Here is a 19,589-nt window from a genome sequence, read left to right as displayed (position 1 = left end):
TCTCAAAATAGCTTATGATGAAGATGGAGAGTTTTGTAAAACGCTTACAAGATCCCCTGTTGTTTTTTATGACCTACTCAAGTCCAGAACTGGAACGGATTGAAGTTACAAGGAGACAAGCATGAAACGACCGATCTATTTTTCCATTGCCCTAGCTGGAAGTCTTGCTATTGGAGGACTGCTCACTGTCCTACCACCACTTCCATTTGCCCTCCCTTCTGCCCGACTAGCCTGTCACGGTAAAGGACAGTGTGACCTACAACAGCCCTTGGAGAAGCCACCTTACTTTAGGGAAGATGAAGGCAGTCTCCGAGAAATGAGCCTTATCCAACCAATCCCTGGTGAATCCGATAGCCACATCGAATTCAATTGCTTGGTCGAATACAATGGCTGGTTCCGTCGTATTATCCGTGTCAAAGATGTAAAAGTGATTTCAAAAACCAAGGAATTCAAGGGTAAAATTGACTACTCTATCCCGGATCCAAACAAGATAGAGATTCAGGCGAATGGCCAGTTTATCTCTCCTAATGACTCCTCTAGTTTTAGTAACCATGAAATCATCAGCCAGCCTAGTCAAACAAACCAAGCAATTTCCGTCTCTGAAAAAGGACAGGCAAACTTTGAAACGTCCTCTGAAGCAAGCGAGACTCAAAGCGTCCAGTTTGAAAGCAATTTGAAATTTTAAAAACCTCTTTCATTTCTTCTTAGACATTTTCATAAAAATAACGTATAATGACTAAAGTGTTCACATAAAAGAACCAAATATGAAATGAAGAGGAAACAGATTATGTCACAATACTCACGAAAAGAAAAACACCAAGACAGCAACAAACCATCAAGAAGCGAAAAAGTGAAACAGAGCCTTTCTTTATTCCAGATGATTGTCGCAACGATTGCTAGTCTTCTCGGGATTATCGTTACTTCCTTTACTATTTACAGTATCATGAAACCGACAACTAAGACAGAGGAGAAAAAAGATGGCTCCACTAGCGTTGTGGTTGTCCATGAAAAGGATGGATCTGCTACTGATTCAAGTGCTACCGGAACGGACACCAGTGCTAGCAGCAACCAAGCATCCGAATCAAGCTCTGAACAAACCGATTCTTCACAGGCAGAAACCAGTGCCAGTGAAGCTCCTGCAGACACAACACCATCTGCTACAGATACTGAATCATCTGCTAACCAGTAAAAAAAAGACCGTTTGGTCTTTTTTTGTTTCTAAAATAGAAAAGCCTCTGTCGGCCAGAAATCCTGACTGATAGAGGCTTGATTTTATTTGATCACTTCTTGTGTCTTCGCATAGTTGGCTTCGACAGCTTCTTTTTCGGCTTTCCACCAGTCTTGGTTATCTGTATACCACTTAATGGTTTCTTCCAAACCTGCTTCGAAGTTTGTGAATTGTGGTTCCCAACCTAATTCTTCACGCAATTTTGTTGAATCAATAGCGTAACGCAAATCGTGACCAGCACGGTCTGTTACACGGTCGTAAGCATCTTTTGGTTGTCCCATTTTTTCAAGGATGAGCTCAAGCACTTCTTTGTTGTTCTTTTCACCATCGGCACCGATCAGGTAAGTTTCACCGATACGGCCTTTAGTGAGGATAGCCCAAACACCAGTTGAGTGGTCGTTAGTGTGGATCCAGTCACGGACGTTCTTCCCTTCACCATAAAGTTTTGGCTTGATGCCAGACAAGATATTGGTGATTTGACGTGGGATGAATTTTTCGATGTGTTGGTATGGTCCGTAGTTGTTTGAACAGTTAGAAATCGTTGCTTTGACACCAAATGAACGTACCCAAGCTTTCACAATCAAGTCTGAAGCAGCCTTGGTTGATGAATAAGGTGATGATGGGTTGTATTTGGTTTCAGCAGTGAATTTTTCACCAGGACCTTCCCCATGTCCAGGGAGATCTTCACGCAATGGAAGGTCTCCATACACTTCGTCTGTTGACACGTGGTGGAAACGAATATCGTATTTACGAGCAGCTTCCAAGAGTGTGTAGGTACCAATGAAGTTTGTATGGATAAATGGTGATGGGTCATTCAATGAATTGTCATTGTGGCTTTCAGCTGCATAGTGAACGATCGCATCAGCCTTAGCAGCCAGTTGGTCAACCAATGCTGCGTCAGCAATGTCACCCACAACCAATTCAACACGGTCCCCAAGGATTTCTTCGATGTTGGCACGGTTACCTGCGTAAGTGAGTTTGTCAAGGACAGTCACATGCACGTCTGGATGGTTGTTGTAGACATAGTGTACGAAGTTTGAACCGATGAAACCAGCGCCACCGGTTACGATGATGTTTTTGTATTCAGTCATTTTTTCTCCAAATAGTTTTTAGTTTTGATTGTTCCTTTGGCTAGTGAGGGACGCCAGCAACCCTTCGGTTTCATGGCTAAATCCGGAGCCCATGTCTCCGGATTTCCCTACAAGATTCCCTACGGCAATCTTGTTTCCACTAGGGCAGGAACAATCCTACCAAGCTCCTTGCAGTCGCAAAAATACTGTGCAAGGTTTATTTTTACAAATCTTCTGCTTTTAGGGGTTTGACGTCTTTGAGCAATGGGTGGTTCTTATCTGCTTCTGAGACTTCTGCTTCTTCCAAGTTTTCCCATTGGATGTCTAGGCTTGGGTCTGCATAGTTGACAAAAGCATATTTTGGCTTGAGCTCCAATGCCCAGTAGTCATTGACCAAATAGCTGTAGGCTACTTTGTCAGACAAAACTTGGAAACCATTGGCTACGCCACGAGGAACAAAAATCCCTTTAGAGGCATCGATCACAGTTTGATAGGTGTTCCCAAATGTTTCACCTTCACGAAGGTCTACCCAAGTGCCAAGAACCTTTCCTTCATCTGCCACAGAAATGTACTTGTCCCAAGGTTCTGCATGCAGACCACGTAAGACATGCTTGCGCGAGAAAGAAACGTTATTTTGCAACTTGCCTTCGGCAAAGAAGCTTTCAGGGAAGCCAAGAGGAAGCATTTTTTCCTTTTGGAAGTTTTCCTTGAACCAACCACGGTTGTCCCCATGAACTGGAATATCAAACTCCATCAAACCTGGGATGGCTTCAATCTTGCGGGCTGCTAATTCTTTTCCGAAAAATTGTTCTGTCATTAAACTTCTCCAATCAAACGGAGCAAGTATTGTCCGTATTCATTTTTCTTAAGAGGTTGCGCCAATTCATGGACTTGTTCTTTGGTGATATAGCCCATGCGATAGGCGATTTCTTCAAGGTTGGCAACTTGGACGTTTTGCAAGCGTTGAACAGTCTCGATATATTGAGAAGCCTGCAAGAGACTTTCGTGAGTTCCCGTATCCAACCAAGCAAAGCCGCGGCCCATGAGCTCAACAGAGAGATCTCCACGCTCCAAATAAGCCTTGTTGACATCAGTGATTTCAAGCTCGCCACGAGGACTTGGTTTGATGTTTTTGGCAATTTCTACCACATCATTGTCATAGAAGTAAAGTCCAGTCACTGCAAAATTCGATTTTGGATGTTCTGGTTTTTCTTCGATAGAGATGGCGTTCATATCCGAATCAAACTCTACCACACCGAAGCGTTCTGGATCTTTGACTTGGTAACCAAAGACAGTCGCTCCTTTTTCTTTTGCTTCAGCCCGTTGCAACATCTTGGTTAAGCCATTTCCATGGAAGATATTATCTCCAAGAACGAGGGCAACATGATCGTCACCAATGAACTCTTCACCAATGATAAAGGCTTGTGCCAAGCCGTCTGGACTTGGTTGTTCTGCATAAGAGAGGGAAATACCAAGTTCAGAACCATCTCCAAGAAGCTCTTCAAAACGAGGAAGATCTTGCGGAGTTGAGATAATCAAGATTTCTTTGATCCCTGCCAACATAAGAGTTGACAATGGGTAGTAGATCATTGGTTTGTCATAAATGGGCATCAACTGTTTGGAAGCGGCACGGGTCAAAGGATACAAACGAGTCCCCGAACCACCGGCTAAAATAATACCTTTCATAATGTTAGGCCTTTCTACGTAGTCATTACCCTTATTTTATCATGTTTATATAAAAAAGTCACCTTGCATTTGTGTTGCAAGGTGATGACCGGAGATGAGAGTTGTAGAATTGTTAGCATTGGTCTTACTCATGATTCAAATAGATTACTGCTCCTTGACTGAGCCGTCTGAAAACCTTACCTTGTAGTAGAGCCCACTCAACCACTTCGTCTTGCTCGACAATCCAAAGAAAATTGAGAGGCTAGGACTTTTGTCCCAGCCTACTTCTTCACATACTGATCAACTGGATAATCTGCTGGATCCAAGCGCACCTTTCCTCCTGCCACTAGTTGGGCTAGATGCCAACCAATGAGGGGACCCGTTGTGAGGCCGGACGAACCTAGTCCACTAGCGACATAGAGGCCTGCTTGATCAGGAACAGCTCCCCAAAATGGTGAAAAGTCACTGGTGTAGGCCCGAGTACCCACGCGCTCGCCGACAACTGTCGCTTGAGCTAGTTCTGGATAGTAGGCCAAGGCTTCTGTTTCCATCTGATTTAGCAGAACTTGATCAACCGTCAGGTCAAAGCCCATCTCATTCTCATGGGTAGCGCCCATACTGATTTTGCCATTTTGGAAGGGAATGATATCCAACTCTCCTTCAGGCATGACCACGGGATAATCATCAGTAACTAAGTCTAGCTGATAATCCCGCAACTGTCCTTTTTGGGGACGGACATCGACTTGGTAGCCAAGTGGCTCGAGCACCTGACTCAGCCAGGCTCCTGTCGCTAGGATAACTTGGTCATAGCTTTCTCCTGCTATCTGATAGCCATGATCCGAGGCGGAAAGAGCAACCTCTTCCTTGATGACTCTTGCCCCACTTGCCTTTAGAAGGGTTTCCGTTAGAAGGGCTCCCTCTACATGGGCCCCACCTGATGAATAAAGGAGATTCTCAAACCCTTGCAGACCTGGGAATTGCTGGGCCACTTCTTCTGTGGTCAAAATCGATAAGTCTCCGATTAAGGGAGATTCTTCCCGTCGACTCAGCGCCAACTGATAGAGTTCATCTAATTTCTCTTCCTTCTTCTTAAGGAGATAGACCCCTGTCTGCTGGTAAAAGTCTGTTTCGATTCCGTCCTTGGCCAGGTCCTCTACCAATTCTTGGTAAAAATCAGCTCCCAGACGAGCCAGACGATACCAGGCCTTATTCCGCCGTTTGGAAAACCAAGGGCTGATAATGCCTGCCGCTGCCTTAGTTGCTTGGCCGACTCCATGGTCATAGACGGTCAGATCCACTTGTGCTTCTTTGGATAAATAATAGGCGGCAGTAGACCCTACGATCCCTGCACCGATAATGGCAACTTTCATGATGGCCCCTTAGATATGGTAAAAAGGATTGGTACTGGCTTGACTGCCAATCACTTCAATCTCCCACGCTTCTTCAGCTTTCCACTGATTGAGCTTTTCTACTAGTTTCGAGACAAAGAGAACCTCGATATGGTGCCCTGGATCCAAGGCCAAGAGCCCATCGCTCAGCATGTCTTGAGCCGTGTGGTAGTAGATATCTCCTGTGATATAGACCTCAGCTCCTTTAGCGAGAGCATCCTTGTAAAAGGACTGGCCACTTCCTCCACAGATGGCGACACGCGCAACAACCCGATCCAAATCAGTCTGGTCATAACTGACCAAGCGCAAAGCATCTAGGCCAAAAGTTTCTTTGACCTTTTCAGCCAACTGACCAAAGGTTTGGGCGGACAGCTGACCGATGCGCCCGATTCCGAGTTCTTCTCCTGTTATACTGAGGGGCTCTGTATCTTCAATGTCCAAAAGTTGGCAGAACCAATCGTTGAGACCATCTGGGACAATGTCAATATTGGTATGGCTGACGTAGACTGCGATATCATGCTTGATCAAATCGATATAGATTTGATTTTGGGCCCGATCGGCTACCAAATCCTTGATGGGACGGAAAATGGGCGCGTGCTTGACGATGATCAAGTCCACCCCATGGGCGATAGCTTCTGCCACCGTCTGCTCGCGGATATCCAGAGCCACCATGACCTTTTGGATGTCTTTTTGTAGCGTGCCGACCTGTAGGCCACGGACATCTCCCTCCATGGAAAGCTCCTGAGGACAATAGGCTTCATAGCGTTTGATGACTTCACTTGCTAACATGTAGAACCTCCTTGATTTGTGCGATGCGCTCTTCTAACGATGCTCTGGCAGATTGATTATCAACTGGGACCTGCTCCAAGGCAAAGGCTAATTTCTCTACTTCCTTGGACCACTTTTGGACAAATGCTGGAGCTTGTTCCCGCATCAAATAGGGACCAAAACGCAGTTCCATAGCTGTCAACTCTTGAGAACCCTGTTCCACCACGAGGATCTCATAGAACTTCTCATTTTCTTCCAAGATTGCTTCATCAACAATGCGGAAATCATGGTCTACTAACCAAGCCCGCAGTTCATCTTCCCGATTATTGGGCTGTAGGACCAAGCGAGAGACATTGGCTAATTTTTCAAGACCTGCTGCTAGGATATCAGCAATCAAGCGTCCTCCCATGCCAGCAATGGTGATACAGGAAATGCCGTCTGCTGGTTCAAAGGCAGCCAAACCATTGGCCAGACGGACCTCAATCTTGTCCTCCAAGCCATTATCTGCGACATTTTGGAGGGCAGACTGATAGGGTCCCTCAACCACTTCACCAGCAATGGCAGCCTCAATCTTGCCTTCTTGTAAGAGGGCGATTGGCAGATAAGCATGGTCACTCCCCACGTCCAACAGACGCGCTCCAGCTGGGACGAAGCTAGCCACCAAGTCCAAGCGATTTGATAATTTTGTAAATTCCATGTGCTACTTTCTAAACTTTTATTCCATCCTTTAGTATACCATGTTTGCACCATTAAAAAAAGGCGCAACGGCGCCCTTTTCTTATGCATTAATTTCCTTATACTCTACTTCCAAGCCACGTTTTACAGCTGGGCGATTAGCAATTTTCTCTGTCCAAGCTTGCAAATGCTTGTATTCCTTCACATCTAGGAAAATTCCTGCTCGGTCCCAGACCTTGTCTTGGGCTAGACGGCCATACCAAGACCAGATGGCAATATCCGCAATGGTATAGTCATCTCCTGCAATATAAGGTTTAATCGCCAATTCCTTGTCCAGTAGGTCCAATTGGCGTTTAGCTTCCATAGCAAAACGGTTGATGGCATACTCGATTCTCTCAGGAGCATAATGGAAGAAATGGCCAAATCCTCCGCCTAAAAAAGGCGCGGCACCTGTCTGCCAAAAGAGCCAGTTGAGAACTTCTGTCCGTTTAGCAGGATCAGACGGGATTAATTGGCCAAATTTCTCTGCTAGATACAAGAGAATATTGGCTGATTCAAAGACCCGAATGTCTTGGTCGCCTGATTGATCCAACATGGCTGGAATTTTTGAGTTGGGATTGATGGCTACAAAGTCACTGCCAAATTGATCTCCCTCGCCAATCTTAATCCGATAAGCATCATAACCAGCTTCCACTCCCAACTCTTTTAATTCTTCCAGCATAATGGTGGCCTTGATCCCATTAGGTGTTGGAAGGGTATAGAGTTGGAAAGGCTGGTCGCCTTTTGGAAGAGTTTGTTCAAAGCGGGCACCTGCTGTTGGTTGGTTCAAGCCACCCCAGGCTCCTCCCATCTGGCTCGGTGCTTCCCATACTTCTGGTAATTGATAGTCTGACATCTCTTTTCTCCTTTGTCTATGTTACTACTAGCATATCAAATCCAGTCGCTAGTTTCAAAAATCTGCTACGCTAGCTTTACTTGACTTTTCTTGGCAAAATGATAGTATAGAAAAAATACATTTTTGAAGGAGAAAAATCATGTCCACGATCGACTTTCATAGTTTGGCAAAGACAGAACTACACTGCCACTTAGACGGTTCCTTGTCGCTTCAGACCATTCGCCAATTGGCATCCAAGGCCAATATTGACCTCCCCGATAGCGATGAAGAGCTCAAGCACCATGTCACTGCACCTGCCCACTGTGAGAATCTCTTGGACTATTTGGAAGCCTTTGACTACATAAGGCCGCTCCTCCAAACCAAGGAAGCCTTGACCCTTGCTGCTTACGATGTGGCCAAGCAAGCTGCTTTGGAAAATGTCGTCTACATTGAGGTGCGCTTTGCCCCAGAATTGTCCATGGACCAAGGGCTCACTGTCCCAGAAACTATCGATGCTGTCTGCGATGGTCTACGCCAAGCCCAGGAGGAATTTGGCATTGTTGCGAAAGCCTTGGTCTGTGGCATGCGCCAGTCCGATCAAGATCTCACCTCTCGTATCCTGGCAGAAGCCAACCAAGTTAGAGATCAGGATTTTGTTGGCTTTGACTTCGCTGGGGATGAACACCACTATCCACCACAAGCCATTGATGCCCTCATCCAACAGGTCAAAAGATACAACCGTCCCATGACCCTGCATGCTGGTGAGTGCCACTGCCCAGCCAATGTCGCTCAATCCATGGCCTATGGTATCAAACGAAATGGTCACGTGACCTTGCTAGCGGATGAACCAGAGCTTCTAAATGAGTTTGTGAAAAATGGGGTCACCGGTGAGCTCTGCTTGACCAGTAACCTTCAAACCAAAGCTACTGCCACTGTGGCGGACTTCCCTTACCTCAAGATGAAGGAAGCTCAAGCCCATATTAGTATCAACACCGATAACCGGACCGTCTCTGATACGGATTTGACCAAGGAATATGCCCTCTACCATCGCCACTTCCAAACAACGCCAGCTGACTTTTACCAGCACAATGTCGATGCCATCCAAGCTTCCTTTGCTAGTGACGAAGAAAAGCAAGAACTCCTTGCCAAACTAGAAAAGGCTTACGCTGACTATTTATAAACGAAAAAAGCTAGCACTCAAATAAGTGCTAGTTTTTTAATCTTTCCACAAATCCATCGCCTGTAAGAAATCATCTGAAACTGTGACATTTTCAGGCTGAAGGGCTTCGCGTTCTTGTTGTTTGATTTTTAATTGTGTCAAACTGGTAATGCCCTCCCGTCGCCAATTGCGCAGGATGGCCTGGATATATTTCCAGTGAGGCTTGCCATTAAAGACAGCTTCTCTCAAGGCAGCCTTTACAATATCAGGGTCTGTTTGGTCCTGCTTGACTGTCTGCGTCAAATCTTCGATTTCAAATGGCGTCAATAAACGTCCCAACTCCTGCTCAAAGGTTTTGACCAAATCAGCGAGTTCATTTTCTGCTTGCTTGTCTTGCCCTCGCTGTGCTACTTCTGTCTTGCTTTGAAGCAAGTCATCCAAGCGTTCAAGGGCAATGGTCGCATCAAAAAGAACTTCAATCTCCCCATCTAGCTCAATGGTCCGATATTGGAGCAAACCTTGGTTGGTCAGGCGAGACATGGACTGGTTAACTTCTGCGACAGACTTACCAATCGCATCTGCAATTTGATTAGGTGTGAGGCTGGTTTGGTTGGTCGTGTTTTGCAAGTAAAAGAACTGCCAAACCAGAAAATCCTCTGCGTCTTTAAATAAATGGTGATAATGGAAAAGTAAGGCACTTGGTAAGACCAAATTGCCCGACTTAAATGCTTGTGAATATGTCATACTACCCCTTTATAGGTAACCATAAAATGAAATATCTTTTTCTAACTCCTCCAAACGATAAGGAGTTTCTTGGTAAACTGCATAATTGATCCAATTACTAAAGAAGTTGGCTGCCGCTAAGTTCCACCGCATCCGTGGGTCCCGACTACTGTCATCCTGATCGTAATAATTCTTCGGAAGATCTGGATTCAAGCCTGCTTTGACATCCCGCTGGTATTCCTTGGCCAAGGTATCACGGTCATACTCCAAATGGCCAAAACTATAGACCTCCCGAAGGTCTGGACTGGCCAGGATGGATAGTCCTACTTCACCCCCCTGAGCCAGGACTTGCAAGTTACTCTTCTCTAGCACTTCCTTGAGGGGGACATCTGTATAACGTGAGTGAGGGGCCAAAAAAGCATCGTCAAAGCCACGCATCAAGCGATTCTGAGGATTCATGACTGTTTGCTCATAGATCCCAGAGAGCTTGTCGCAGAGGGCTACTTTTTCAATCCCATAGCGGTAATAGAGACCAGCTTGGGCACCCCAACAAAGATGCAAGGTGGAAAAGACATGGCGTTTTGACCAAGCAAAAACCTTTGTTAACTCCTCCCAGTAATCCACTTCCTCAAAGGCTAATTTCTCTACTGGAGCTCCCGTAATAATCAAGCCGTCATAATAGTTCTCTTTAATATCCTCGAAGGATTTGTAGAAGACTTCCATATGTTCTGCCGCTGTCGTCTTAGACTCATGGCTGGTCATATAGAGGAAATCCACATTGATCTGCAAGGGAGTATTGGCCAGGAGGCGTAAGAGTTGAGTCTCAGTGGCTACCTTAGTCGGCATGAGATTCAAAATCAGAACATTCATCGGACGAATATCTTGGTGCGTTGCCCGAATATCATCCATGACAAAAATATTTTCTGAGCGAAGAATATCAACTGCTGGTAATTTCTTATCTAAGGTAATTGGCATAAAAAGCTCCCATCTTACAAGTTGTTACCTCTTATTATAAGACAGGAGCATATAGTTTTCAATTATGGTTTTTCTCTATCTAGATATAGCTCTAAACTATATTAGTAATGCATCAAGACCTTGTAATCGTAGTCTCCGATTGCTTCGCGGCCTTTGAGATCATCGAGCTCGATCAAGAAGGCACAACCTGCAACCACTCCACCGAGTTTTTCGATCATTTCGATGGTTGCTTTAACGGTACCACCTGTTGCCAAGAGGTCATCGACGATGAGAACGCGTTGACCTGGTTTGATAGCATCGGCGTGCATGGTCAAGGTATCCACACCGTATTCTTTTTCGTAGTCAGCTGAGATGACTTCACGAGGCAATTTGCCAGGTTTACGAACAGGCGCAAAACCAATACCGAGCTCGAAAGCGACCGGACATCCAACGATGAATCCACGCGCTTCAGGGCCGACGATCATGTCGATTTTCTTATCCGTTGCGTATTGAACGATTTCACGAATCGCATAACTATAAGCATTGCCATCTGCCATCAAAGGGCTGATATCACGGAAGGTAATTCCTTCTTGTGGATAGTTCTCAATGCTTGCAATGTAATCTTTTAAATTCATTTCTAACTTCTTTCAAAATTTATGTTTACATTTCATTATACCATGAAAATTTATGAGATGCACTTGAAAGTCTTAAAAAAGCATACTTTAGTGTAATTGTTGACAAAACCTTACTTATCATCAGAAAGCAAATAATTATAAATTTCTTGCACAGATCCTAGGGCCATGAGTTCCTGGTCTTTGACCGTCTGCACCAAGTCCTGATAAATGGAACTAGAGGCAATCTCCTTCTTCTCTGCATCCTTGTTGACCGTCATGATGCCATTTTCAATCTGGACAAAGCCCAACTCTTGGAAGATTTGGATCATCTTGATCAACAAAACTTGTGGAATCTTGAGGTAGTCAGATAGTTGGCTGAGCTTATGGCGAATATCAAACTCAGGGAACTGATACAGCGTTTTGTAGAGTTTGGCATACTGATCCCGACTGCCGTAGCCTGTCAGGTAATAGGCCTTGTCTAGTTCATTTTTAAAATAGACCGCTTGGAAGCTCTGTTCTTGGAAGAAGGCTTTTAAGTCAGCCAGATCATCCGGGATGCGATCGATGACAATAGCAGGGCAATCTTCCCCTTCTTCCAACTGACTAAAGAGGGGGATGGCTTGTGGGAGAGGAGCATTTTTCCCTCGAATATTGTAGAGTTGAACTCCTTCTACACGGGCGTCCACGACCATCAGTTGCAGGGTGGTCTGTCCATTCCACTGATTGACGGACAAGGATACCACCAACTCCAAGTTTTTCGCTTGGGAGTGCTCCAATTCCAAATGGCCCTGGCCAAAAGCCACGACATCAAAATGGGCATCGCCTTTTTGAATCTTCAACTTCAGATGGCTATTACCAGCCCCCATGGTCCGACTAGACTCCACTTGAAAATCACGAATGTAAAAGACTGGCTTCTTATGGTCCATCCCAAAAGGAGCGAGACGGTCAAAACTCTTTAAGGTATCCAAGGTCAGCTCTTCTAGGTCCAACTCCTCATCCACAAAGAGTGTGGATTTGGCCGTCAGGTCAATCCCTTTTTCTACAATATAGTCAGAAAAAATCTCGGTCAGACGAGGGAGCTTGTCCACTTCCAGAGTCATACCAGCTGCACCCGCATGGCCCCCAAAGGCGATAAAGAGATCACGATGGGGATCTAGGGCTTCAAAAATATGGACACTTTCGGGACTTCGTGCACTTCCCTTGGCCTTGCCTTGGTCTATGGTGAGGACAATGATAGGCTGATGGAGCTCTTCAAGTAGGAGACCGGCTACGATCCCTAAGACACCAGGATTCCAGCCTTCTTTTGCCAAGATTTGAACGGGAAGACTTGGGTCGACCATGGCTTTGGCCTCATCGTAGATGGTTTGGACGATCTCCTTGCGCTCTTCATTCTTGGCTTGAATCATCAGCGCAATTTCCAGCGCTTCTTCGTCGTCAAAGCCCGTCAAGAGCTCGACCGCTGGATTTGGGTCATCCAAGCGACCCAGCGCATTGAGACGAGGGGCAATCTGAAAACCAACCGTTTCTTCATTTACATCTTGAGGAGCGATGGTGGCCAGCTTGAGCATTTCCTGGAGACCGATCCGTTGGGTTTGACGAAGGACACCTAGGCCATACTTGACTAGGATGCGGTTTTCGTCTGTCAGACTAACCATATCCGCAATGGTTCCAATGGCTACCAGATCAAGGAAATCTAGGGGCACCTCTTCTAGGAGGGCACAAGCCAACTTAAAGGCAACCCCACAGCCCGCTAGGTGCTTGAAAGGATAATCAGCATCTGGATGCTCGGGGTGAATGATGGCATAGGCATCGGGCAAGACTTCTGGCATGGCATGGTGGTCTGTCACAATAACATCTACTCCCATGCTTTGGGCCAATTCAATGGCTTCGTGGCCTGCTACCCCGTTGTCCACCGTGATGATGAGGGAAATCCCCTGCTGTTCAATAAAATACTTGTAGACACTGGCATTGGGACCGTAGCCATCCGTAAAGCGGTTGGGTAGATAGACAGCTACTTCCGCCCCCATCTGCTCCAGGGTTTCCTTCATAATAGAAGCGGCCGTCATCCCGTCCGCATCATAGTCTCCATAAATTAGGATTTGTTCATAGTCTTCAATGGCTTGGCGAATGCGATCCACTGCCTTGTCCATATCGTGAAGCAGGTAGGGATCATGCAGATCTTCTAGCCGAGGTTCAAGAAAACGATCCAGCGCCTCTTCCGTCTGGATCCCTCGTTCTCCCAACAACTTGGCTGCAGATGCTTCTAATCCTCTCTTCTTTGCTTGCGCTAAAAAAGTATCATCTGAAAAGGGCGCAGCAAACTGCCATTCATATTTTGACGTGATCATCTGTTTTTCTTTTCTCCCTGTCATCTAGTCTTCTTATTATAACATGAATTATTTTTTCAAATGCGAAAAAATGATTTTACAGAAGAAATGAAGAAAGGATTCCCTATCCGGAAATCCTCTCCATCAAATTTTATAAATCATCCCTGTACAGGCTTGCTCTGAAAGTTCGACAAATCCTAAGGACTGGTAAAAGGCAAGATTTTTCTCGCTCCGTTCAGTGACGAGAAGCCGTTGATAGACGGTGGGGAAGGTCGCTAAAGCCTCTTCTAGGAGTTTCTTTCCGATGCCTTGGCGCTGGTGATCTGGTCGCACCAAGAGGTCCTGTACCAAAAGGACAGAGTGGCCATCTCCTACCAAGCGGATGTAGGCAACGAGCTCTTTCTCATCATAGACTCCCAACTGCCAGAGACTGGCTTTGACAGCTTCTTCTAGCATAGTTGGATTGTTGGTATAATTGGTCCAGCCGACCGAGCTGTAAAGTGCGACTAAGTCTGCCATCGCTGGAATCTCTTGTTTGTACTCTAACATCTTAACTCCTTTTTAACCTATAGTGCTGGAAGAAGGCTATATCCCGATAAGGGGACTCCTGACAAACGGCCAGCTCCATCTGAAGCATGGACTCTCGCCAGCCTTCTTGGCCTTTGAAGTGATTGTCCTGCAAGGCATAAAAGACACGAATTCCCTGGTAGTCCTGAACTTCGAGGGCTAGATCTTCTACTGCTGCACCGAGATCATAGGCCTGGGCCAAGCCCATGGAGTGGGTTTCCAAATCTTGGCCGGCTAAGAGATCAAGCGCCTTCTGAGGATCATTTTCAAAGACGACTGTCTGCAGGACGCGGCCAACTTCATTGTGCTTGACGATGGAGAGTAGGCCACCTGGTTTCAAGAGGCGGGTGAATTCCCTGAGAATCACCTTGCGATCCTCCACATATTCCAAGACATTGTGGCAGAGGATAACATCAAAGCTCTCATCTTCAAGACTTGCTAACTGGTCCAAACTCCCGACGAATTGCTGGTAGGGATGGTCCTGGGCCCGCAAGGCCACCATTTCCTCATTGGGCTCCACAGCAAGGACCTCATTGTCTTTCGCTAGGTGGTTGGCCACCAGGCCAAAGCCACTACCAAAATCAAGCACCCGCTTACCTTTGATGTCCTGTAATTGTTCAAAAAGGATATCATAATAGATCTGTCCCCAGGGTTGCCGGAGGTTTTCAAAATAAGCTTGAATATTTGCGGTCATCTGATTCCTCCTATTTGAAGTTAAACATCTTGCTGGCTAGCTTGTCCGAGATACGAGGGAAAAGGGTATAGAGCTTGTGGGTCAGGTTCAAAAGCCAAGGCAGATTGAGCTCACGTTTTGCTTTTCCAAAGTTTTTGACAATTTTCTTAGCCACAAAGTCCGGTTCCAAAATGTAGCGATCCACCGCTTTGACATAGCTTCCGTCTGGGTCTGCCTGGTCAAAGAAAGTGGTCCGAATGGGGCCTGGATTGACCGTCGTCACATGAACACCAAAGGGCATGAGTTCCAAGCGCAGGGCATTGGAGAAGCCAATGGCTGCAAACTTGGTGGCTGAATAAAGGCTAGATTTAGCAGTTGCAACTAATCCCGCCATGCTGACGATGTTAACAATGTGCCCCTTGCCTACTGTCTTCATGCGGGCACCCATCAAGCGTGAAAGGTTCATGAGGGCAAAGGTATTGACTTCAAACATCTCTCGCACCTGCTCGTCAGAAACGCGATCAAAGGTCTCAAAGATCCCATAGCCTGCATTGTTGACCAAGACATCAATCTGCCCATAGCGCTGATAGAGCTCTTCTACCAAGCCTTTGACTGCTGAGGAATCCGTGATATCGATCCCAATGCATTCGGCTTGAGGATGGTCAGCATAGAGTTGTTCCAGTTTTTCTTGATTTCTGCCTAAGAGAATGAGCCGGTCCTCAGGAAGGAGCTTGACCATTTCTTGTGCCAAGCCTCCACTCGCTCCTGTGATGATGATAGTTCGCATCTTAGATCTCCACTTCTTCCAAGTCCTTGACCACATGGACCTTCTCAAACACAGTCGCAGCATCCTTACGCAATTGACTGACGTCCTTGGAGAGGAAGCGGGCACTGATATGGTTGAGTAGAAGGCGTTTGGCTCCTGCTTCATGCGCCACTTCTGCTGCCTGCATATTGGTCGAGTGGCCATGCTTACGAGCAATCTTCTCATCGCCCTTGCCATAGGTAGACTCATGCACGAGAACATCGGCATTGACGGCAAGTCTAATGCTGGCATTGGTCTTCCGGGTATCGCCCAAGATGGTGATGATCTTACCCGGTCGAGGGGCTGAGATATAATCCGCAGCAATGATCTTGGTACCATCTTCCAGGGTAACATCCTGCCCATTTTTGACCTGGCCAAAGAGTGGTCCAAATGGAACCCCTGCTGCCTTGAGCTTGTCTGCGTCGAGGGTCCCCTCCAAATCCTTCTGCATGACCCGGTAGCCGACACAGAAAATGGTGTGGTCCAAGGCCTCGGCATAGACCGTGAACTTATCGGTCTCCATGATTTTCCCAAGTGAACCTTCATCGAACTCATGAAAATGGATCTTGTAAGGCAGGCGTGAACCGGAAACTCGAAGGCTGGTCAAGACAAAGGATTTGATCCCAACCGGTCCATAAATCTCTAGATCAGTCTGGTCTTCATTGGCCTGAAAGGCGCGGCTAGAGAGGAAACCTGGCAAGCCAAAGATATGGTCCCCGTGTAAGTGGGTGATAAAGATCTTGCTAACTTTTCGAGGACGGATGCTGGTTTCTAATATTTGGTTTTGTGTCCCTTCTCCACAGTCAAAGAGCCAAACTTCATTGATCTCATCCAAGAGTTTGAGCGCTAGACTTGAGACATTACGAGATTTGGACGGCTGGCCCGCACCCGTTCCTAAAAATTGAATTTCCATTGTATTCTTTCTAACTTATATAGATCATAGCGGTCCGATTTTTCGATCGAACGGCGATTTTTCCTGGGTAGGCCCTAGCCAATTGGGCCAATTCGTCCTGGTTGTAGCCAGTCAGGCGGATGCTGCCATCTGCTAACTCTTCAAATTGAGACAAAGCTGACAATTCCTTGGTCTCCACCACCTCTCGATCCGTAACATGGCGCATCAAGATCAATCTTTCCTCTTCATAAACGAGGTAGTGAGGAAAGATTTGCGCAATCTCAAACAAGAGATCCATGCTGATAGCTTCTGCTTGCTGGGCAAAGACTTGAGCCAATCCTTTCTCTCGGTAGCAAAAGCCATAGGCCTTGCCAGAGAGATTGAGACGGACAAAGGGTTTGTCCTCCTCGAAGCTGGGACTGGTCTGATAGAGATCAAAGACCTCAGTGACTTGTTCATAGTAGTCTGTTGCTGCATCGGGGCTCTTCTTTTGGTAGAGCTCAGCGAAGTAGGCATTGATCACACTGGGTGGTGGCGTGATAAACTGGAGCTTCTGCTCCTCTGTCAATCCCGCCAAGACCCGCTCCAAATAGACCTTGTCCAGACTGGTATAGCCTCCGTAGCTGAGAGCCATGTTAATATAATCCATGATGATAAAACTCCTCTAGTCTCCATGCATTTTTCGGGGCGATGTAGCCTGTTATGACCTCGCCAGTCTCCTCATAGGAACGCTCAGTCAGAATGGCCATGGTCTCCAAGTCATGGATCCGGTAAGCTTGTTCAAAAGGAACCTGAATCGTAAAGGGCTGGAAGAGTTCCTGCATCTTTTCAAGAAGGATGTCCTGAAGTTTAGTCCGACTATCAGGATCCTTGGCCGACACCAGGCGGTAAGGTGTCTGGGTCGGGGTAAAGTTCTCGACTTTGTCTGCCTTGTTGTAGAGGGTCAAGCGTGGAATATCCAACATCTCCAAATCTTTCATAATCTGAAGGACTGTCTTTTCATGCTCTTCATGGTTGGGATCAGAGGCATCGATGACATGGACCAAAAGATCCACATTCTTGCTCTCTTCTAAGGTCGACTTAAAGCTGGTCACTAACTCTGTTGGCAAGTCTTGAATAAAGCCAACCGTATCTGTCAGAGTTACTTGTAAATTGCCTGTTAGATGAATGCTCTTGGTTGTAGCATCCAAGGTCGCAAAGAGTTCATCTGCTTCGTACTGGGTCTTACTGGTCAAGGCATTCATAATGGTTGATTTCCCTGCATTGGTGTAGCCAATCAAGCCAATCTTAAAAACAGAGGATTCTAAGCGTTTTTCTCGGACCACTTCACGGTTCTTCTCAACCACCTTGAGTTGACGCTCGATATCGGTGATTTGATTGCGGACACTCCGGCGGTTCAACTCCAACTGACTTTCTCCCGGTCCACGGGAACCAATCCCCCCAGCCTGACGGCTGAGCATGATCCCTTGACCCACGAGACGAGGCAAAAGGTACTTGAGCTGGGCTAGATGAACCTGGAGCTTGCCTTCGTGGCTCCGAGCCCGCATGGCAAAGATATCCAAAATCAGCTGCATCCGGTCGATGACCTTCACACCCAAAATTTCTTCTAAATTCACATTCTGGCGAGGGGTCAAACGGTTGTTAACGACAACGGTCGAAACCTTATCCGCATCGACCATTTGGGCAATCTCTTCTAGCTTCCCAGAGCCGACAAAGGTCTTACTGTCGTACTTCTCCCTCTTTTGAGTGTAGACGCCGACGACTTCTGCCCCAGCTGTCTTGGCTAGACTGGCCAACTCCTCCATAGACATGTCAAAGTTCTCCATGCCTTGAAGTTCGACACCGACAATGAGGACCCGCTCCTGTTTTTTCTCAGTTTCTATCATCTAAAAATCTTTCTATATCTTGAAGAACCCGCTCCTTGAAGCCTTCTTCTCCAATCTGGTAAAAATGAACTGTCATCCGATTGCGGAACCAGGTCAACTGGCGCTTGGCAAAACGGCGCGTATTTTGCTTGAGCTGTTCAAGAGCCTCTTCAAGGCTTTGCTCCCCCTTGAAATAAGGGAAGAGCTCCTTGTAGCCAATCCCCTTCGCCGCCTGAACCTCAGGATGGTTCTCATATAGCCACTGAGCTTCTTCTAACAAGCCCTGCTCAACCATGAAATCCACCCGTCGATTGATGCGGTCATACAAGGCTTGGCGATCATCATCTAAACAGATGATATAGGGTTCATGGGCTGGAGCTTGATTTTCCAAGTCCTGACCGAAATGGGCGATTTCCAAGGCCCGCATAGCCCGTCTGCGATTGATTTGCGGGATCTCAATTCCCTCTTTCGCTACTCGGTCAAACAGTTCTTCATCAGTGAGAGGGGACAAGGACTCCCGATAGGCTAGAATATCCTCGTGGGCAACATCCCCTCCTAGGTGATAGCCTTCTAAGAGACTCTGGACATAGAGGCCTGTCCCTCCAGCAATAATGGGAAGGTGGCCTCGTTCTTGAATCTCCTCGATGGCTTGGCTAGCTTCTGTCACAAAATCATAGGCCGAGTAAGTCTCTGTCACCTCGCGGACATCAATCAGATGATGGGGAGCTGCCGACTGATCTTCTGGACTAGCTTTGGCTGTTCCGATATCTAGGGTGCGGTAGACCTGCTGGCTATCTCCGCTGATGACCTCTCCGTTAAAGCGCTTGGCCACCTCGATAGCGAGGGCTGTTTTGCCAACAGCGGTCGGTCCCACTATCACAATTATCTTGTTTTTCATCGTTTTTCCTTGCAAAAATCGCATTTTTTCGTTACCATATATTATAACATAAAAATTTAAAGTTCTAAAAAGGAGAAATTCTCATGGCTAAAGGATTTGGTAAAGGTTTTGTTACTGGTGTTGCTGGTACAGTTGCTGCTGTAGCAGGTGCAGTTTACACATTCAAGAAAAAAGTAATCGAGCCTGAAGAACAAAAAGCAGCTTTCATCGAAGAAAACCGCAAAAAAGCAGCACGTCGTCGTGTATCACACTAATCAAAAGAAAAAACTCCGGGAAACCGGAGTTTTTTTTGTGAATGTAGACAAACTATTTTTACATTACTAGCTAGATAATTTTTTCAAAAAAGTTATTTATTATTTAAGATTTTAAGCAAGTCAAAAACTTTCCGCTGTGAGAAAAGTGCTAGAAACACGATTGTTTCTAGCACACGGGAGTTTTGGAACC

22 protein-coding genes are annotated in these 19,589 nt (G+C 46.4%); 4 read left to right on the top strand and 18 right to left on the bottom strand.

The window, feature by feature from the left end:
- Positions 1-121 precede the first annotated feature (121 nt).
- Both FJR71_RS01690 and FJR71_RS01685 read left to right on the top strand, forming a co-directional pair.
- Entirely contained in the window at positions 122-685 is a 564-nt protein-coding gene (locus FJR71_RS01690) for a hypothetical protein (protein ID WP_048690241.1), read from the top strand.
- Positions 686-787: 102 nt separating this feature from the next.
- A complete protein-coding gene (locus tag FJR71_RS01685) occupies positions 788-1,189 on the top strand; it encodes a DUF6556 family protein (protein WP_048690238.1) in 402 nt (133 codons plus the stop codon).
- 83 nt (positions 1,190-1,272) lie between these two features.
- Here FJR71_RS01685 and rfbB read toward each other — a convergent pair whose 3' ends face one another.
- The 7 genes from rfbB to yghU all read right to left on the bottom strand — a co-directional run bounded on the left by rfbB (position 1,273) and on the right by yghU (position 7,689).
- Positions 1,273-2,319, bottom strand: a complete 1,047-nt coding sequence (gene rfbB, locus FJR71_RS01680; protein ID WP_023026717.1) for a dTDP-glucose 4,6-dehydratase — start codon at positions 2,317-2,319, stop codon at positions 1,273-1,275.
- A 202-nt stretch (positions 2,320-2,521) separates the two neighbouring features.
- Entirely contained in the window at positions 2,522-3,115 is a 594-nt protein-coding gene (locus FJR71_RS01675; protein ID WP_023022979.1) for a dTDP-4-dehydrorhamnose 3,5-epimerase family protein, read from the bottom strand.
- Positions 3,115-3,984, bottom strand: coding sequence for a glucose-1-phosphate thymidylyltransferase RfbA (gene rfbA, locus FJR71_RS01670; RefSeq protein ID WP_048788930.1), 870 nt, complete (start codon positions 3,982-3,984; stop codon positions 3,115-3,117). Before rfbA ends, FJR71_RS01675 begins: the two co-directional genes overlap by 1 nt.
- A gap of 260 nt (positions 3,985-4,244) precedes the next feature.
- Positions 4,245-5,336, bottom strand: a complete 1,092-nt coding sequence (locus FJR71_RS01665) for an NAD(P)/FAD-dependent oxidoreductase (RefSeq protein WP_398578233.1) — start codon at positions 5,334-5,336, stop codon at positions 4,245-4,247.
- A 6-nt stretch (positions 5,337-5,342) separates the two neighbouring features.
- Positions 5,343-6,140 (bottom strand): Nif3-like dinuclear metal center hexameric protein, encoded by a 798-nt coding sequence (locus tag FJR71_RS01660; RefSeq protein ID WP_048788928.1) that lies wholly within the window; start codon positions 6,138-6,140, stop codon positions 5,343-5,345.
- Complete coding sequence (locus FJR71_RS01655; RefSeq protein WP_048788927.1) at positions 6,127-6,816, bottom strand: tRNA (adenine(22)-N(1))-methyltransferase; 690 nt, start codon at positions 6,814-6,816, stop codon at positions 6,127-6,129. Before FJR71_RS01655 ends, FJR71_RS01660 begins: the two co-directional genes overlap by 14 nt.
- An 81-nt stretch (positions 6,817-6,897) precedes the next feature.
- A complete protein-coding gene (gene yghU, locus FJR71_RS01650) occupies positions 6,898-7,689 on the bottom strand; it encodes a glutathione-dependent disulfide-bond oxidoreductase (RefSeq protein ID WP_048788926.1) in 792 nt (263 codons plus the stop codon).
- A 139-nt stretch (positions 7,690-7,828) separates the two neighbouring features.
- Between yghU and add the strand changes: the two genes are divergently transcribed.
- On the top strand, positions 7,829-8,848 hold the full coding sequence (gene add / locus FJR71_RS01645) for an adenosine deaminase (protein WP_140813915.1): 1,020 nt from the start codon (positions 7,829-7,831) through the stop codon (positions 8,846-8,848).
- A 36-nt stretch (positions 8,849-8,884) separates the two neighbouring features.
- Here the strand turns inward: add and FJR71_RS01640 are convergent, their stop codons facing one another.
- From FJR71_RS01640 to miaA, 11 genes are all read right to left on the bottom strand, one after another.
- Positions 8,885-9,571 carry a DnaD domain-containing protein gene (locus FJR71_RS01640; RefSeq protein ID WP_140813914.1) on the bottom strand — a complete coding sequence of 229 codons (687 nt, stop codon included), beginning with the start codon at positions 9,569-9,571 and terminating at the stop codon, positions 8,885-8,887.
- Positions 9,572-9,580: 9 nt separating this feature from the next.
- On the bottom strand, positions 9,581-10,525 hold the full coding sequence (metA, locus tag FJR71_RS01635) for a homoserine O-acetyltransferase MetA (RefSeq protein WP_048717344.1): 945 nt from the start codon (positions 10,523-10,525) through the stop codon (positions 9,581-9,583).
- A 101-nt stretch (positions 10,526-10,626) separates the two neighbouring features.
- A complete protein-coding gene (locus tag FJR71_RS01630) occupies positions 10,627-11,139 on the bottom strand; it encodes an adenine phosphoribosyltransferase (protein ID WP_003002788.1) in 513 nt (170 codons plus the stop codon).
- A gap of 110 nt (positions 11,140-11,249) precedes the next feature.
- The gene (gene recJ, locus FJR71_RS01625) at positions 11,250-13,466 is read right to left on the bottom strand and encodes a single-stranded-DNA-specific exonuclease RecJ (RefSeq protein ID WP_172605114.1); all 2,217 of its coding nucleotides are present in this window, start codon (positions 13,464-13,466) and stop codon (positions 11,250-11,252) included.
- A gap of 123 nt (positions 13,467-13,589) precedes the next feature.
- Complete coding sequence (locus tag FJR71_RS01620) at positions 13,590-13,994, bottom strand: GNAT family N-acetyltransferase (RefSeq protein ID WP_140813912.1); 405 nt, start codon at positions 13,992-13,994, stop codon at positions 13,590-13,592.
- Between the two features lies 1 nt (position 13,995).
- The gene (locus FJR71_RS01615; RefSeq protein WP_140813911.1) at positions 13,996-14,706 is read right to left on the bottom strand and encodes a class I SAM-dependent methyltransferase; all 711 of its coding nucleotides are present in this window, start codon (positions 14,704-14,706) and stop codon (positions 13,996-13,998) included.
- A gap of 10 nt (positions 14,707-14,716) precedes the next feature.
- Positions 14,717-15,472 carry an SDR family NAD(P)-dependent oxidoreductase gene (locus tag FJR71_RS01610; protein WP_140813910.1) on the bottom strand — a complete coding sequence of 252 codons (756 nt, stop codon included), beginning with the start codon at positions 15,470-15,472 and terminating at the stop codon, positions 14,717-14,719.
- A gap of 1 nt (position 15,473) precedes the next feature.
- Positions 15,474-16,403 carry a ribonuclease Z gene (gene rnz, locus FJR71_RS01605; RefSeq protein ID WP_140813909.1) on the bottom strand — a complete coding sequence of 310 codons (930 nt, stop codon included), beginning with the start codon at positions 16,401-16,403 and terminating at the stop codon, positions 15,474-15,476.
- A gap of 10 nt (positions 16,404-16,413) precedes the next feature.
- Entirely contained in the window at positions 16,414-17,034 is a 621-nt protein-coding gene (locus FJR71_RS01600; protein ID WP_172605113.1) for an HIT family protein, read from the bottom strand.
- On the bottom strand, positions 17,018-18,268 hold the full coding sequence (gene hflX / locus FJR71_RS01595; RefSeq protein WP_140813907.1) for a GTPase HflX: 1,251 nt from the start codon (positions 18,266-18,268) through the stop codon (positions 17,018-17,020). Before hflX ends, FJR71_RS01600 begins: the two co-directional genes overlap by 17 nt.
- Positions 18,255-19,145, bottom strand: a complete 891-nt coding sequence (gene miaA, locus FJR71_RS01590; RefSeq protein ID WP_048788916.1) for a tRNA (adenosine(37)-N6)-dimethylallyltransferase MiaA — start codon at positions 19,143-19,145, stop codon at positions 18,255-18,257. The genes hflX and miaA overlap by 14 nt, the downstream gene beginning before the upstream one ends.
- A gap of 83 nt (positions 19,146-19,228) precedes the next feature.
- Here miaA and FJR71_RS01585 point away from each other — a divergent pair, with 83 nt between their 5' ends.
- Positions 19,229-19,399, top strand: coding sequence for a DUF3042 family protein (locus tag FJR71_RS01585; protein WP_003002781.1), 171 nt, complete (start codon positions 19,229-19,231; stop codon positions 19,397-19,399).
- Positions 19,400-19,589: the final 190 nt, after the last annotated feature.

Source organism: Streptococcus xiaochunlingii (assembly GCF_006385805.1).
Taxonomy (GTDB): Bacteria; Bacillota; Bacilli; order Lactobacillales; family Streptococcaceae; genus Streptococcus; species Streptococcus xiaochunlingii.
Note: the sequence above shows the minus strand (reverse complement) of the source record. Positions and strands in the feature narration are given on the sequence as shown.

Excerpts from the sequence above, each read along its gene's own strand:
- FJR71_RS01585 (WP_003002781.1), top strand. The coding sequence starts at position 19,229 with ATGGCTAAAGGATTTGGTAAAGGTTTTGTTACTGGTGTTGCTGGTACA.
- FJR71_RS01660 (WP_048788928.1), bottom strand. The coding sequence starts at position 6,140 with ATGTTAGCAAGTGAAGTCATCAAACGCTATGAAGCCTATTGTCCTCAG.
- FJR71_RS01640 (WP_140813914.1), bottom strand. The coding sequence starts at position 9,571 with ATGACATATTCACAAGCATTTAAGTCGGGCAATTTGGTCTTACCAAGT.
- metA (WP_048717344.1), bottom strand. The coding sequence starts at position 10,525 with ATGCCAATTACCTTAGATAAGAAATTACCAGCAGTTGATATTCTTCGC.
- recJ (WP_172605114.1), bottom strand. The coding sequence starts at position 13,466 with ATGATCACGTCAAAATATGAATGGCAGTTTGCTGCGCCCTTTTCAGAT.
- FJR71_RS01615 (WP_140813911.1), bottom strand. The coding sequence starts at position 14,706 with ATGACCGCAAATATTCAAGCTTATTTTGAAAACCTCCGGCAACCCTGG.
- FJR71_RS01620 (WP_140813912.1), bottom strand. The coding sequence starts at position 13,994 with ATGTTAGAGTACAAACAAGAGATTCCAGCGATGGCAGACTTAGTCGCA.
- rnz (WP_140813909.1), bottom strand. The coding sequence starts at position 16,403 with ATGGAAATTCAATTTTTAGGAACGGGTGCGGGCCAGCCGTCCAAATCT.
- rfbB (WP_023026717.1), bottom strand. The coding sequence starts at position 2,319 with ATGACTGAATACAAAAACATCATCGTAACCGGTGGCGCTGGTTTCATC.
- FJR71_RS01690 (WP_048690241.1), top strand. The coding sequence starts at position 122 with ATGAAACGACCGATCTATTTTTCCATTGCCCTAGCTGGAAGTCTTGCT.
- miaA (WP_048788916.1), bottom strand. The coding sequence starts at position 19,145 with ATGAAAAACAAGATAATTGTGATAGTGGGACCGACCGCTGTTGGCAAA.
- FJR71_RS01655 (WP_048788927.1), bottom strand. The coding sequence starts at position 6,816 with ATGGAATTTACAAAATTATCAAATCGCTTGGACTTGGTGGCTAGCTTC.
- yghU (WP_048788926.1), bottom strand. The coding sequence starts at position 7,689 with ATGTCAGACTATCAATTACCAGAAGTATGGGAAGCACCGAGCCAGATG.
- hflX (WP_140813907.1), bottom strand. The coding sequence starts at position 18,268 with ATGATAGAAACTGAGAAAAAACAGGAGCGGGTCCTCATTGTCGGTGTC.
- add (WP_140813915.1), top strand. The coding sequence starts at position 7,829 with ATGTCCACGATCGACTTTCATAGTTTGGCAAAGACAGAACTACACTGC.
- FJR71_RS01685 (WP_048690238.1), top strand. The coding sequence starts at position 788 with ATGTCACAATACTCACGAAAAGAAAAACACCAAGACAGCAACAAACCA.
- FJR71_RS01630 (WP_003002788.1), bottom strand. The coding sequence starts at position 11,139 with ATGAATTTAAAAGATTACATTGCAAGCATTGAGAACTATCCACAAGAA.
- FJR71_RS01675 (WP_023022979.1), bottom strand. The coding sequence starts at position 3,115 with ATGACAGAACAATTTTTCGGAAAAGAATTAGCAGCCCGCAAGATTGAA.
- rfbA (WP_048788930.1), bottom strand. The coding sequence starts at position 3,984 with ATGAAAGGTATTATTTTAGCCGGTGGTTCGGGGACTCGTTTGTATCCT.
- FJR71_RS01610 (WP_140813910.1), bottom strand. The coding sequence starts at position 15,472 with ATGCGAACTATCATCATCACAGGAGCGAGTGGAGGCTTGGCACAAGAA.